General features: G+C 71.3%; 10 protein-coding genes. 2 read left to right on the forward strand and 8 right to left on the reverse strand.

From position 1 onward, the window contains the following. Positions 1–35: 35 nt before the first annotated feature. The gene (locus tag BIV04_RS11290) at positions 36–1,205 is read right to left on the reverse strand and encodes an SGNH/GDSL hydrolase family protein (RefSeq protein ID WP_071256360.1); all 1,170 of its coding nucleotides are present in this window, start codon (positions 1,203–1,205) and stop codon (positions 36–38) included. Positions 1,206–1,263: 58 nt separating this feature from the next. Continuing rightward, positions 1,264–2,955, reverse strand: coding sequence for an ABC-F family ATP-binding cassette domain-containing protein (locus BIV04_RS11295; RefSeq protein ID WP_071256361.1), 1,692 nt, complete (start codon positions 2,953–2,955; stop codon positions 1,264–1,266). A gap of 116 nt (positions 2,956–3,071) precedes the next feature. Here BIV04_RS11295 and BIV04_RS11300 point away from each other — a divergent pair, with 116 nt between their 5' ends. Next, positions 3,072–3,509: a hypothetical protein gene (locus BIV04_RS11300; RefSeq protein WP_143048676.1), complete on the forward strand. Its 438-nt coding sequence runs from the start codon at positions 3,072–3,074 to the stop codon at positions 3,507–3,509. A gap of 662 nt (positions 3,510–4,171) precedes the next feature. After that, complete coding sequence (locus tag BIV04_RS11305) at positions 4,172–4,747, forward strand: hypothetical protein (RefSeq protein ID WP_071256365.1); 576 nt, start codon at positions 4,172–4,174, stop codon at positions 4,745–4,747. 41 nt (positions 4,748–4,788) lie between these two features. On the opposite strand, the gene BIV04_RS11310 is transcribed toward BIV04_RS11305, so the two are convergent. The 6 genes from BIV04_RS11310 to BIV04_RS11335 form a co-directional block, all read right to left on the reverse strand. Continuing rightward, complete coding sequence (locus BIV04_RS11310; protein WP_143048677.1) at positions 4,789–5,211, reverse strand: hypothetical protein; 423 nt, start codon at positions 5,209–5,211, stop codon at positions 4,789–4,791. Further along, a complete protein-coding gene (locus tag BIV04_RS11315; protein WP_143048678.1) occupies positions 5,208–5,570 on the reverse strand; it encodes a hypothetical protein in 363 nt (120 codons plus the stop codon). The genes BIV04_RS11310 and BIV04_RS11315 overlap by 4 nt, the downstream gene beginning before the upstream one ends. 135 nt (positions 5,571–5,705) lie before the next feature. Continuing rightward, entirely contained in the window at positions 5,706–6,110 is a 405-nt protein-coding gene (locus BIV04_RS11320) for a hypothetical protein (protein WP_071256371.1), read from the reverse strand. Then, positions 6,107–11,566 carry a DUF6531 domain-containing protein gene (locus BIV04_RS11325; protein WP_071256373.1) on the reverse strand — a complete coding sequence of 1,820 codons (5,460 nt, stop codon included), beginning with the start codon at positions 11,564–11,566 and terminating at the stop codon, positions 6,107–6,109. Before BIV04_RS11325 ends, BIV04_RS11320 begins: the two co-directional genes overlap by 4 nt. Positions 11,567–11,677: 111 nt before the next feature. Further along, positions 11,678–11,959, reverse strand: coding sequence for a pyrophosphorylase (locus tag BIV04_RS11330; protein ID WP_071256375.1), 282 nt, complete (start codon positions 11,957–11,959; stop codon positions 11,678–11,680). A gap of 108 nt (positions 11,960–12,067) precedes the next feature. After that, positions 12,068–12,868 (reverse strand): hypothetical protein, encoded by an 801-nt coding sequence (locus tag BIV04_RS11335; protein WP_071256376.1) that lies wholly within the window; start codon positions 12,866–12,868, stop codon positions 12,068–12,070. Positions 12,869–13,080 lie beyond the last annotated feature (212 nt).

Consider the following 13,080-nt stretch of genomic DNA (forward strand, 5'->3'; position numbering starts at 1 on the left):
CAGCCGAGCCCAGCCGAGCCGTCCCGAGCCGCGGCTCAGCGGACGCTGAGCTGGTCGAGCACGTAGTCGGCGATGACGCGCTGGCCGGCGTCGTTCGGGTGCACCCCGTCGGCCGAGAGCAGCGAGGCGACCCCGTCGGCCGGCAGCGCGTCGGCGAGGTCGATGTAGGCACTACCGGTCTCGTCGGCGAGGCGCTGCACGACAGCGTCGTACTCGGACGCGTCCCCGGCCAGTCCCTCGGTGAGGTTCGTCCCGGGCACGAACTCGCCCATCAGCATGACCGACGGCGGGTCGTCGAGGCTCTGCAGGCCGTCGATCAGGGTGCGGTAGTCGTCCTCGAACTGGTCCGGCGTGCGGCTGAACGCGTCGTTGGCGCCGAGCGTGATCGTGACGAGGTCGGGTTTCGTCGCGGCGATGGAGTCGAGGTACCCGGGCAGGTCGGCCGTGAACGTGCGGGCCGTGGCGCCGGAGCGGGACGAGTCGAAGAGCGTGATGCCGCGGTCGCGATCCCCGTCGAAGGCGGTCAGACCCTCGATGTCGACGGGCGTCTCGGCGTGGATCGTCACGGTGTGGGCCCCCGCGTCGAGCCCGGTCACGGACGAGATGCCGCTGGTGGCCATCGAGTCGCGCGTGTCGACCTCGACCGCGTCGCCGTCGTCGACCGTGTAGCTGAAGGTGCCGCGGCCGCTCGACCACCAGAGGTCGAGGTCGGTGCCCGTGAACGGGTACGTGGTGGTCGCGCCGGCCCCGAGCGTGACCGAGCGGTAACCGAGGTCGGCGGTGCGGGACGAGGCCGACACCGACCCCTCGCTGCTCGAGGCCCAGCGCGCCCAGGTCGACGCCGGGGGAGCGACGGCGAACGCGGCCGGCCGGTAGCCGACCCCGCCCGGCACGTCGTCGGTCGGGTAGCGCTCGCGCAGGCCGTCGAGGGTCAGGTCGATCCAGCGGGAGTCCACGGTCGAGGCGCCCATGCCCTCCGAGATCGAGTCGCCGACGGCGACCCAGCGGGCGGAGTAGTCGTCACGGTCGTCGAGGGCGGTGGCCCAGTCGGCGAGCTCCGAGGAGGCGCGGGTCGGCAGGGCAGACGAGGTCCCGTCCGCGGAGGCGCCGCCCGTGGGCTCGCTCGGGGTTGTCGGGTTCGCGGTGCAGCCCGTGAGCAGGGCAAGGGCGACGGCGACCGCGACCAGTCGGGTGGTTCGGGTCATGACGACGACGGTAGTCGAGGCCCGGGGGAGTCGTTCACCGGCAGCGTCGTCGGCGGGCTCACGATTCGGTGACGGTGCCGCCCTCGACCCTCCAGTGGCGGTCGAGCCGGACCGTCTCGAGCATGCGCCGGTCGTGGGTGACGAGCAGCAGCGTACCGTCGTACGACTCGAGGGCCTGCTCGAGCTGCTCGATGGCGGCGAGGTCGAGGTGGTTCGTGGGTTCGTCGAGCACGAGCACGTTGACGCCGCGAGCCTGCAGCAGGGCGAGGCCGGCCCGGGTGCGTTCGCCGGGCGAGAGCTCGTCGACCGGGCGCGAGACGTGGTCCGCCTTGAGCCCGAACTTGGCGAGCAGCGTCCGCACCTCGGCCTGGGGCCAGTCCGGCACGAGCGCTTCGAACGCGTCGGCCAACGGCACGTCACCGGCCAGGAGTGCGCGGGCCTGGTCGATCTCGCCGACGGCGATGCTGGCTCCGCGACTCGCGCCTCCTTCGCTCGGCTGCTGCCGGCCGAGCAGGCCGCGCAGCAGGGTCGACTTGCCGGCGCCGTTCGGGCCGGTGATGCCGATGCGGTCGCCACCGTCCACCTGCAGCGACACCGGACCGAGCACGAACTCGCCCGTGGCGGGATCGCCCTGGCGGAACACGGCCCCGCTCAGGGTCGAGACGACCGAGCTCGACCGCGGGGCCGCGCCGATGGTGAACTCGAGTTGCCACTCTTTGCGCGGCTCGTCGACCTCGTCGAGGCGGGCGATGCGGCTCTCCATCTGGCGGACCTTCTGGGCTTGCTTCTCGCTCGACTCGGCCGAGGCCTTGCGGCGGATCTTGTCGTTGTCGGGTGCCTTCTTCATCGCGTTGCGGACGCCCTGGCTCGACCACTCACGCTGCGTCCGGGCACGACCGACGAGGTCGGCCTTCTTCTCGGCGAACTCGTCGTAGGCCTCGCGGGCGTGACGGCGGGCCGTCTCGCGCTCGTCGAGGTAGGCGTCGTAGCCACCGCCGAAGACGCGGTTCGACGACTGCGCGAGGTCGAGCTCGAGCACCTTCGTGACGCACCGGGCGAGGAACTCGCGGTCGTGGCTGACGAGGACGACGCCCCCGCGCTGCCCCTGCACGAAGCGCTCGAGTCGTTCGAGGCCGTCGAGGTCGAGGTCGTTGGTGGGCTCGTCGAGCAGCGCGACGTCGAAGCGGCTGAGCAGCAGGGCGGCGAGGCCGACGCGGGCGGCCTGGCCCCCGCTGAGGCCGGTCATCGGGCTGTCGGGGCCGACGGCTCCGTCGCCGTCACGGTCGAGGCCGAGGTTGGCGAGCACCTGGGGCAGACGGTCGTCGAGGTCGGCGGCGCCGCTGGCGAGCCACCGGTCGAGGGCGGTCGAGTAGACGTCGGACGGGTCGAGGCCGTCGGCGCGCGGGGCCGGATCGGGGTCGCCGAGGGCTGCCGCGGCGGCGTCCATCTCGGCGGTGGCCTGCGTGCTGCCGGTGCGGCGGCCGATGTAGTCGGCGACGGTCTCGCCGGGCACGCGCTCGTGCTCTTGTGGCAGCCAGCCGACGAAGGCGTCGCCGGGGTTCAGGGTGATCGTGCCGGCCTGCGGCTCGTCGACCCCCGCGAGGAGGCGCAGCAACGTCGACTTGCCGGCCCCGTTGACGCCCACCACGCCCACGACGTCGCCCGGGGCGACGGTCAGGTCGAGGTCGTCGAACAGGGTGCGGTGCCCGTGGCCACCGGCCAGGCCCTTGGCCACGAGTGAAGCGCTCATCGGGCCATTCTCGCGTACCGCAGGAGGCGCGGGTGGCGTCACCCGCGCCTCCTGCGGTCGGTCTCGCTAGGGTCGATCCGGGTCCCGCCCGCTGCGGGGCCGAAGGGGATGACGTCATGGGGCTGTTCGGACGAGACCGATCGGATGTGGTGCCCGCCGAGCCGTGGCCGCGGGTGCCCGTGGCGCCGTGGAGCGGAGGAGGCGCGACCGCCGAGGCCGTGCCGGTCGCGGTGCCCTCGAAGCGCCGGCCGAGCGCACCGGGCGTGGTCGTGACGGTGCCCGAGGGGCGGTCCGGGGTGCGTCTCGACGAGCTCGTGCGTTTCCTGGGCGACGAGAACGCCGTGCTCGAGTCGACCCACGGGCCGACGCTCTACGCCGTGTGGACCCAGGCGTGGCCGAAGCGCTCGGCGACGGCCGTCGGCGACGTGCTCGAGGGCGAGGCCCCAGGCGGACTGGCCTTCCTGGGGGCCGCGGTGGACGCGCCGCCGACCGTGGTGTTGCGCAGTGCCGAGCTCGAGTCGTTCCGGGCGTGGGTCGCGTCGCTGCCGTCCTGACCGAGGGTCCCATCGTCGTCACATACCCACTCATGGCTTCTCGTGACGTCGCCACGCTCTACGCCAGGCGGTCTTGTTCTGCAAAATATGCCCTGAGAATTTCGCCTGCGGGCTCGAAAGTGTAAAACCATTCTCGAACTACGCCCCTGGCCACACTCAGTTGGGCCAGTAATTCGCCGGGAGGAGCGCTAGGGGTCAATGCCTGTGCGCTTCTCAATGCGGATATCACGGTTCTCAGCGCAGAATCATTCGCGCCCGATAGTCGATCCTCGGGCGCACGTTCGAGGTCTGTCTCCAGGGCATCTATGACAACTTCATAATGGATTTTGACTAATCCGCTCGGCTCGTAGATGAACGATCTGGCGCATACATTTCTCGACCGCCTCCTGGATGCCCGAAGAGTGAATCGATCTGGCCAGAGAAGTGATCTGTTCCATCTGCAACTTGGAGTCGCGCAATATCGGTCATCGTGATCACCGTCTGGCAGTGCCAATTCGCTACTCGATGCTGGGGGATCACAGGTCTAGTAGTAACTGATCTCCCCTGAATCGCCACCATAGTTGCGATAGCTGTCGTCACCGGACCGGTCTGTCCTGGGCTGCTAGCGTCGACGGGGGCGGTCGGCATCCGGCCGCGACACGCCACTTGTAGGGGAGACCACCATGTCGACGACGACGAACACGCGAACGCGGGCCTTCGGGGCGATCGGGGCCGTGGCGCTGAGCGTGTTGCTCGCCGGGTGCTCGGCGGGCTCGTCCGAGGAGGCGGCCGGAGGGGGTGACTCCGCCGAGACGAGCGCCTCGACCCCGGCGGCGACTCCGGGCCAGGCGTCGTGCGACCTCGAGGGTGGCGTGACCGGGACGGTCGAGCTGACCGAGACGGCCGACGCCTACGAGGTCGTCTTCACGGGACTGCCCGTCGACGGCGACACGGACAACGCGACGTTCATGCTCGTCCTCAGCGGCGACGACGAGACGGTGTTGTCGTCGGACTACAGCGCCGGCACCTTCCGCTCGGCCACCGTGACGGTCGGAGTCGACGGCGAGCGGGTCGACGTGCCCGACGCGGCCACAGCCTCGGGTGACGTCGTCACGGCCGTCTACCCGAAGAGCACGGGAGCCCTGGCCGACGTCGAGCCGACCGGCTGGTACCCGAACGTCATCTACTCGGTCAGCGGCACGTCGGACTCCGTCCGGTGCGGCAACGGGACGGTCTTGCCCTACGAGCCGCTGAGCTGAGGCTCGAGGCGGCGCGGCGCGGTCGACGCGTGGGGCCCTCGTCAACCTTGCGTCGCGGGTGCATAACCGTAGACGAGAGGTGACTTGCCGAACAGTTCGAAGGCACCACGGGCCGACCACGATCCCTCACCGATCGTGAACACGTAGTGGCCACCCGGAGTGAGCCGAGCGGCGATCTCGGCACTGTTGTCTTCGGTGACACCCTCCTGCAGTAGCAGGACTCCGCAGTCGTCGGTGCGGATCTCGACCTGGGCCCGCGAGCTGCCTGCTCCGATCCGGGAGACCGAGGAGCGGACCCCGCCTTCCGCGGACGTCACCGTGCACGTGACGTCGGTCTGATGCGTTTCGTCGTACCGGATGAGTGCGGTGGGAGCCACGACGAACAGGCCCACGCCGATGATGAGTGGACCCAGGACGATCGCGGCGACGATCAAATTGTTCTTCGCCCGTTTGGGGGACCTCATCCCCGCTTCTCGGCGCCGGGCATCGAACGCCAGGAGTATCCGGCGAAGACTCCTCCGGCGATGACGCCGAAGATCCAGGCGTACTGGACGGACCCCACGACGTCCTGCAGGGCGACGATGGCGATGAGCACGAGCGGGACGAGAAGCAACGCCCCGATGGCGACGGCCCGGTTCCGAGGCGGGAACGCGAAGATGAGCGCACCGTAGGCGATGCCGGCCACGAGGGTCACGAGCGTTGGCACGAGCCCCGCGCCGGCAGCCGTGACCGTCACCAGGACTCCGACGACCACCCCGGCGACAGCGATGACAGCTGCCACCGGCGTGAGCGGTTTCTTGGCTCGTGCAGTCGTATTCTTCATGACCCAGTCGTCCGACTGCGAAGGCGGTCTGCCTCGGCTGCTTCTACCAGTCGGTCTGGGCCCACGATCCCCAGCTTCATGCATCCTCGACGGGTCTCGCAACGATGTCCTGGGGAGGATGCGCTCGCGCTGCCGTCACCAGGCGCCGCCTGCTTGGAGGTAGGCCTGGGCGAGCACGGCCTGAGCGCCGAGGAACAGGACGAGGAACGGGACGAGGATGGCGATCGCCAGGATCTTCTGCGGTCGGGTGGGGGCGGGCGCGCTCGCCGGCGTCTTTCCTCGCCACCACGTGATCGTGAGGACGATCGGGATCGCGACGAGCGAGTACACCGGCACGCCGAACTCCCTCGCCAGCCTGTTGTAGGTGACGGTGGTCGTCCAGGGCACCTGGACGAGGACCACGATCAGCAGGGCCGTGGCCACCAGCGCCGCGATCCCGTTCACGAGCCTGATGCGGTTCATGAAACCGTGGTCGTGGTCGTGGTCGTGGTCGTGGTCGTGGTCGTGGTCGGCGTCCGTGGTCGTCACGTCTGTGGTCACGGGAGGGCTCCTGTCTGTTCCAGCACGAACTGCGTGCCGTCCATCATCCATGAGGCATGCTGACCGGCCCAAGCCGTTCCGACGTGGGCGGCCACGTTCGTGGCACCCAACTCCGCTGCGCCGGGGAAGTGTGTCATCACGCTGCCACCGACGACGTCGAACCCGATATCGGCGACCGAGTAGTCATCACCCGTTATCCCTCGCTCCGCCAATCCGCCGCCGGCGCTCCCGAGACTGCCGATGCCGTATCGGACCACAGGCCGGAGGGCGGACATGGCCGCGGGCAGAGCGTCGGCTGCTGCCCCGGCGTTCGCAGTGAGGCCACCGCTCACGAACCCGCCGACGAACGATCCGCCGGCATCCGTGAGGTCCCACTCGCTCTGCGGGGTCGTCACGTAATAAGTCCCCACGTTGCCGGCACCGCCCACGACGGCATTGGAGATGGTGTTCCTGCCGATCTGAGAGGTGACGGCCCGGGTCGTGGCGCTGAACGCCTTTTGGCCGGCGTTGGCCATTGCGGAGCCCACGCGGCCTCCAGCATTCGTCAACGCCGAGCCTGCGCGGCTGGCCCCGCTGCTCAGGAGGCTCGCAGCACGGCCACCGAAGGCACTCGCGAACGCACTGGCACCGGCGCTCGCCCCACCGAGCACGCCCCCGATCAGGGCGTCCGTCCCGGCTTTGCTCCAGTCGACCTCGCCCGTGGTGGCCTTCTGCGAGGCGACCGAGATGCCCCCCGAGAGCAGGGCGCCGGACGCCGCCATCAACGCGATGCCCGCCGGTCCGCCGACGCCCGTGGCCATGAGCGCGACACCTCCCACGATGGCGGCACCAGCGACGACGTACTCCCAGTTGTCGTCCCACCAGTCGCCGGCGTTGGCCCAGGCGCCCTGGGTGGCCTTCGCGTAGTCAGCGAGGTCGGCGTCGGTGGCCGGCCGCAGTCCGAGGGGGTCGAGGGCGTGCAGGGGGTCGTTGCCCGCGTACGAGTACGGGTTGCCCGCCCAGGCCGCGCCGGTCACCGGTGCGAGCGGGTCGACCGAGAGGAACCCTCGGGCGGTCGGGTCGTAGACCCGGGCCCCGAGCCAGTCGAGCCCGGCGACCTGCAGACCACCGGTGGCCGTGAGCGTCATCCCACCGGGCAGCTCCGGTCCGGCCGTCGAGGAGGCGCGGTCGGCGCCCCAGGGGTCTGTCGCGTCGGTCGCGTGGGCACCCCGCCAGGCCGAGGCGAGCCAGTCCTCGCCGACGCGGGTCGCGCCTCCCGGAAGCGTCGTCACCGACGAACCGCCGAGCGAGACGAGGGAGGGGAGGGGGCTGGCGCTGTCCCACCAGACGTCGGCTCCGTCGACGGTCGCGAGCTCGCCCAGGGCGTCGACCCAGAGCGACGTGCGCTCGACCACTCGGGCGTCGGCGTCGCGGCGCGTGATGTCGGTCAACCAGCCGAGGGCCGACCAGGCGTACTCGGTGTACGTGCCGTCGTCGGCGATCTCGCGGACGCGTCGGCCGAGGCCGTCGTGGACGTACTCGACCCGTCGCCCATCGGCCAGGTCGCGGCTGGTGATCTGCCCGGCGGCGTCGTGGGTCGACGTCGTGGTGACGCCGTCGTGGGTCTCGGCGACGAGACGGCCCGCCAGGTCGTACGTCCAGGTGGCGAGGCCGCCGGAGCCCGTGCGCAGCGTCGTCAGCTGGCAGGCGTCGTCGTAGCCGTACTCGACCGTGCCCGAGGGGCCGTCGATGCGAGCGATGCGGGCTGACGCGTCGCGGGTGATCGTGGTCGTCGTGGCGCCGTCGACGCCGGTGGTGGTGTGCTCGGCGAGGGCGCCGTCGTCGTACGACCACGCCTGGAGCAGGTCGCCGCCGGTCGAGGCGACGATGCGGCCCGAGGCGTCGTACGACACGGTCGACTCGACTCCGGCGTGCACGATCGATACGACCCGCCCCGCGAGGTCGCGGCGGTACTCGGTGCGGGTGCCGTCCGGGTCGACGCGCGCGGTGCGGCGGCCGTCGGCGTCGTACTCCCACGCGATCGCCGAGTCGCCTCGCGAACGACGCACGAGCCCACCGCGCCGGTCGTACTCGAGCCGGTGCTCTACGTCGTGGCCCGCTCCGTTCGTGTGGTCGGTGACCGTGATCGCGCGGGTGACGGGGTCGACGCTGACCGTGCTCGTCTCGCGCCCGTCGACGCTCGTCGTCGCCGGTCGTCCGGCGGCGTCGTGCAGCCACTCGGTGACGTGCCCGTCGGGGTCGCGTTGCCGCAGCTGCCGTCCGGCGGCGTCGTACTCGGCGGTCGTCGTGCGGCCCAGGGGGTCGACGACGCTCGTGACACGGTCGGCCGCGTCGTATTCGCGACGCGTGACACTACCGAGCGGGTCGGTGATCGCGACGACGCGGCCGCGCAGGTCGTACTCGTAGCGGGTGACCCCACCGAGTCCGTTGACGGCTTCGACGAGTTGGCCGGCGGCGTCGTAGCGGAAGCGGCGTTGCCCGTAGCGGGTGTCCTGGGTCGAGGTGAGTCGTCCGGCGGCGTCGTAGCCGAACCGGGCGGTGCCCTGGCCGGGCACCCGGCGGGCCACGATGCGTCCGGCGGCGTCGTGGTCGATGCGTTCGACCTCGCCGGTGGGCAGGGTGCGGGCGACGACCCGGGAGTCGGCGTCGTAGGTCAGGGTGGTGCGTGCTCCGAGCGGGTCGGTGCTCGCGGCGGCGCGTCCGCAGGCGTCGTACTCGTAGGTCGTGCGGGCGCCGGTGGGGGTGACGACGGCGGTGACGCGTCCGGCGAGGTCGCGTTCGAGGCGGGTGAGGCCGCCTTCGCCGTCGACGAGTTCGACGACGCGTCCGCACCGGTCGTAGGTGGTCAGCTCGGCTGATCCGTCGGGCGCCTCGGTCGCGACGGGGCGGCCGTATTCGTCGAACCGGACGGTGGTCGTGGTGAACGCGTCGCGCAGGGTGCCGGTGCCGTCCGCCTGGTCGACCCGCGCCTCCTGACGCACGCCGGTGGGATCGACGGTCGCGGTGAGGGCGCCGGTGACGTCGTACTCGCGGGTCCAGTCGTGACCGGCCGGGTCGGTGACCGTCCGCAGCCGCGAGAGAGCGTCCCAGCCGAAGCGGTTCTCGCCGCCGTCGGGCAGGACGATCGCCGACAGGTTGCCCTGATCGTCGAACCGCCGCGAGACGACGCGACCGAGCGGGTCCGTGGTGGTCTCGAGCTCGCCGTGGGGGCCGTAGCCGTACTCGGTGCGCGCACCGAGGGGGTCGACCACGGCCGTCACCCGGGCACCGGGCCCGTGCTCGAACCGCCAGGTCGCCCCGTCGGGGTCACGGCGCGCGGTCAGCAGCCCCGCGGCGTCGTACGTGAAGGTCGTCCGTGCACCGGACGGGCTGGTGGCGACGACCGGTCGGCCCGTGTGGTCGCGCTCGATCCGCGCGACGTCGCCCACGGCGTTCGTGGTCGCGACGAGGTCGCCGAACGCGTCGTAGACGCAGACGACCGTGACTCCGGTCGGGTCGACCACGCGCTCGAGCAGACCGTCGCGCCAGATCAGCTCGGACCGCCCGCCCTCGGGGTCGACGATCACCGACGGGTCGCGGTCGTCGCCGTCGTACTCGTACTGCACCACCGAGCCCGACTCCGTGACGAGGGTCGTGACGCGGTCGAGGTCGTCGTACCCCCAGGTGAGGTCGGCACCCGATGCGGTGACCGTGCGGACCTTGCGGCCGCGGTCGTCGTAGCCGTGCACCGTCGTCGACCCGTCGCGCTCGACGACCGAGACGAGGTTGCCGTGCGGGTCGTAGCTCATCGACTGGCGGTGGTCGTCGGTGTCGAGCACACCGACGAGGCGGCCCTTGGCGTCCGAGATCCAGGTGTTCGAGCGGCTGCCGTCGGTGTCCGACACCACGGTGACACGGCCGCGCAAGTAGGCGAAGCGCACGGTGCGACCGTGCGGGGTGAGCTGCTCGACGACGCGTCCGCGGTCGTCGTACGTGTTGACGGCCTCGACCACTCCGGAGGCGCTGGTCACCTTCTCGATCAGCCCCGCGTCGTTCCAGCCGTAGCGTCGGGTGCCGACCTCGCTCGTCGCGCCGACCAGGCGGCCGGCGTCGTCGTAGGCGTACTCGACCCGGCGGCCGTCCGAGCCGGTGGCGACCGCGACGCGGCCGTCGACGTAGTCGATCTCGATCCAGCGTCCGCGGGCGTGGGTGAGGCGCGCGGGCAGGCCGTCGGGGTGGCGGGCGACCTCGACGGCCGTACCCGCGCCTCCTTCGCTGCCCAGCCAGAGGCCGGACGGGGTGAAGCGCCACCGGCTGCCGGCGTTGTCGCGGACGACGAGCGTCGAGCCCTCGGCGGCGAGCCAGAAATTCTCGCCGACGCCGCGGTCCCAGCCCTCGCCGAGCCGCGGGAACAGCACCTGGCGGCCGTCGGCCATCGTGAACGCGGCACCCTCGTCGTCGAGGGTGAGGCGTGTCTCGAGCACCGACGCCCAGCCGGGGCCGAAGAGGCCGACGTGCGGGTCGAGGCTGTTGTACATGCGGCTGAGGCGCAGTGTGCTGTTCGCGCCCGAGAACGCGAGGTCGACCTCGGTCTCGAGGAAGTTGCCCGTGGTCGTGTTCACCGGGTCGACCGAGTAGCCGCTCGTGGGGGCCCCGCCGAAGGCCTGGGTCGGTTCGATGAGGAGGTCGTCGCGGCCGAGCGCGATGCCGGAGGCCTGCAGGGAGGCCGCGATGGCGGCGTTCGACAGCGTCGAGACCGATCCCTCACCACCGGCCTGGGCGAACTTGTCGGCGACGGTGGTGGCCCACGCCGCATCGTTGGCGTTGGCGCCGAGCCAGTCCGAGAGGGCTCGCACGAGGCCGTCGGCGGTGAACGAGCCCCAGTCGCACTGGGTCGCGAACGTGTCGAGGGCGGCGGTCAGCGTGCCCGGCCGCGAGGCGAGCTCGCCGTCGAGGGCCGTCGTCGTCGAGGAGAAGGACCGGAGGTTCGCGGGGAGGGCCGACGAGGTGGGCCCGGCCGAGCCGCCGCCCGTCGGGACCTCGCGTGCCGGCGGCACGTAGGTCGAGCTGAGGACCAGCTGGTCCTCTTTCTTCGTGGTGGGGGGTTGCTCGACGCCGTCGAAGCCGTCGATGAACTTGTCCCAGCCGCTGCGGGCCTCGAGGCGCTCGTAGTACTCCCGCGCCTCTCGCCGGCGGGCGTTCTCCCGCTTCGCCGACTCCATGATCTGGTCGACGAAGTCCGCGGCTTCGCGGAGGGTCTGGCAGAGACCGGACGCACCCACCGCGGCGGTGTCGGCGTTCTCCTTGAACAGGTCGGCGAACAGCCCCGCGAACTCTTGCGAACCCGTGGTCACCGCCGCGGCGCGCGAGGCGGTCTGCCCCTCGACGTCGGTCGCGGCGTTGGTGAACGCCGATTTCAGGTTGTCGGCCGCCCAGAAGCTGAACTTCAGCGGTTCGTTGCCGTGCAGATCGGTCATGTCGTCGTTTCCCCCGGTGCAGATGGATCGATCAGCCGCCGCGTCCCCAGGCCGCGGAGGCAGGAGACACCGGCCGCTCCCGTGGGGAGCAGCCGGTGTCTGCGGTGATGCCTAGGCGCCGCCGCCGGCGGAGAAGATGTTCTGCGAGATCTTGTCGAGCTGGGTGCGGAGCTGCTCGAGTTCGGTCTTGGCCTTGTCGAGGGCGGCCTTGGTCTCGGGCCAGGTCGAGCCGCGGAAGGTGGCGGCGAGCGGGCCGTCCCAGATGTTGGGGTCGGACAGGATGCGGCCCTGGGCGTCGAGCTGGCTGATCTGGTCGGTGAAACCGCCGTTGATGATGCCCTGGACCTGGTTGATGGCCGTCTTGGCCTGCTCGGTCGAAAGAACGCGTGACATGGTTACCCCCTGATGGATTGGCCGGTGAGCGAGACGCGCCCCCGAGGCTCGAACGGCTCGACTTTAGCCTGAAATCGTGCCGAGGGTGCAGAACAGTCTGTTGGTCTTTCAGCCGCGGGCGGTCGGGGCCCACGGGGCCGAGGGCAACGGGCCGCCGGTACGGCTGAAATGGACGGCCGCCGCGACGGCCCGGTCGCGGTACGCCGCGGGGGAGGGGTTGGCTGGCACCGGCTGGCCGGGGCCCGGGGCCGCGACGGCGTCGACGATCTCGTACCAGGGACCCGTGCGGACGTCCATCGTGTGCAGCACGGCGACGGGGACGTCGGCCGGCCGCAGGACGTCCAGCCCGGCGGTGTCGCGGCGCAGCTCGATGCTGCTCGGGACGTTGCCCTTCGGCCCCCGGATCACGGTGCGCAGCCGCTTCTCGGACGGGTCGATCACCTCGAACTGCTCGCGTCCCATGCGCCACAGCAACACGGTGCGGCCGGGCACGGTGGCGGGGTCGGACGGCAGGGCTGCGGATTCGCGAGCTTCGTGTCGGGCGCGGCTGGCCGTGCCGAGGGCGTGACCGAACAGGGCGGCGCCAGCGAAGGTCAGCACCATGAGGATGTTCGGTGGTCCCGACGAGACCATCGGGATGCTCGCGGTGCTGGCCAGGACGATCGGCATCGTGGTGGCCCGGGTCCGGTCGCGCAGCCGGCCCAGCAGGAACGACGCGGCGAGGAGCACGAGCCCGAGGGTGATCACGAGCCCCGGCGTGGCACCGCCCACAAGGGCGATGGCGACGCCGGCGACGAATCCCAGGGCCGAGAGAAGGAGGCGCGTGGACGACGGCATCGCGACCGCCGTCGTCGGGGTCAGCCGCCGGGGTCTCGTCTCGGTCGGTGCCGAGGTGCGGTCGGTGCTCATGGTCCCCCTGGGTGCCCGGCCGTGGGCCGAGGCGTCCGTACTCGTCAGGACCTCGCCCATGTCGGGCCGCCCCCGGAGACGATCTTGGCACGAACAGGTCTGTCGGGGTGCCTTTCCGTCCTGTCCCGGCGCGGGTCGCTGTCGGCATCCCCGCGGCAGGTGTTCCACCCCTGCTCAGCGGAACGAGTCGGCCTCCGGCGTCGCAGGACGGC

Source organism: Frigoribacterium sp. MCBA15_019 (assembly GCF_001864945.1).
GTDB lineage: Bacteria > Actinomycetota > Actinomycetes > Actinomycetales > Microbacteriaceae > Frigoribacterium.

What these genes read in the sequence shown, in the direction of transcription:
- BIV04_RS11330 (WP_071256375.1), bottom strand. Translation starts at nt 11,959, where the DNA reads ATGTCACGCGTTCTTTCGACCGAGCAGGCCAAGACGGCCATCAACCAG.
- BIV04_RS11310 (WP_143048677.1), bottom strand. Translation starts at nt 5,211, where the DNA reads ATGAGGTCCCCCAAACGGGCGAAGAACAATTTGATCGTCGCCGCGATC.
- BIV04_RS11300 (WP_143048676.1), top strand. Translation starts at nt 3,072, where the DNA reads ATGGGGCTGTTCGGACGAGACCGATCGGATGTGGTGCCCGCCGAGCCG.
- BIV04_RS11315 (WP_143048678.1), bottom strand. Translation starts at nt 5,570, where the DNA reads ATGAAGAATACGACTGCACGAGCCAAGAAACCGCTCACGCCGGTGGCA.
- BIV04_RS11335 (WP_071256376.1), bottom strand. Translation starts at nt 12,868, where the DNA reads ATGAGCACCGACCGCACCTCGGCACCGACCGAGACGAGACCCCGGCGG.
- BIV04_RS11295 (WP_071256361.1), bottom strand. Translation starts at nt 2,955, where the DNA reads ATGAGCGCTTCACTCGTGGCCAAGGGCCTGGCCGGTGGCCACGGGCAC.
- BIV04_RS11290 (WP_071256360.1), bottom strand. Translation starts at nt 1,205, where the DNA reads ATGACCCGAACCACCCGACTGGTCGCGGTCGCCGTCGCCCTTGCCCTG.
- BIV04_RS11325 (WP_071256373.1), bottom strand. Translation starts at nt 11,566, where the DNA reads ATGACCGATCTGCACGGCAACGAACCGCTGAAGTTCAGCTTCTGGGCG.
- BIV04_RS11305 (WP_071256365.1), top strand. Translation starts at nt 4,172, where the DNA reads ATGTCGACGACGACGAACACGCGAACGCGGGCCTTCGGGGCGATCGGG.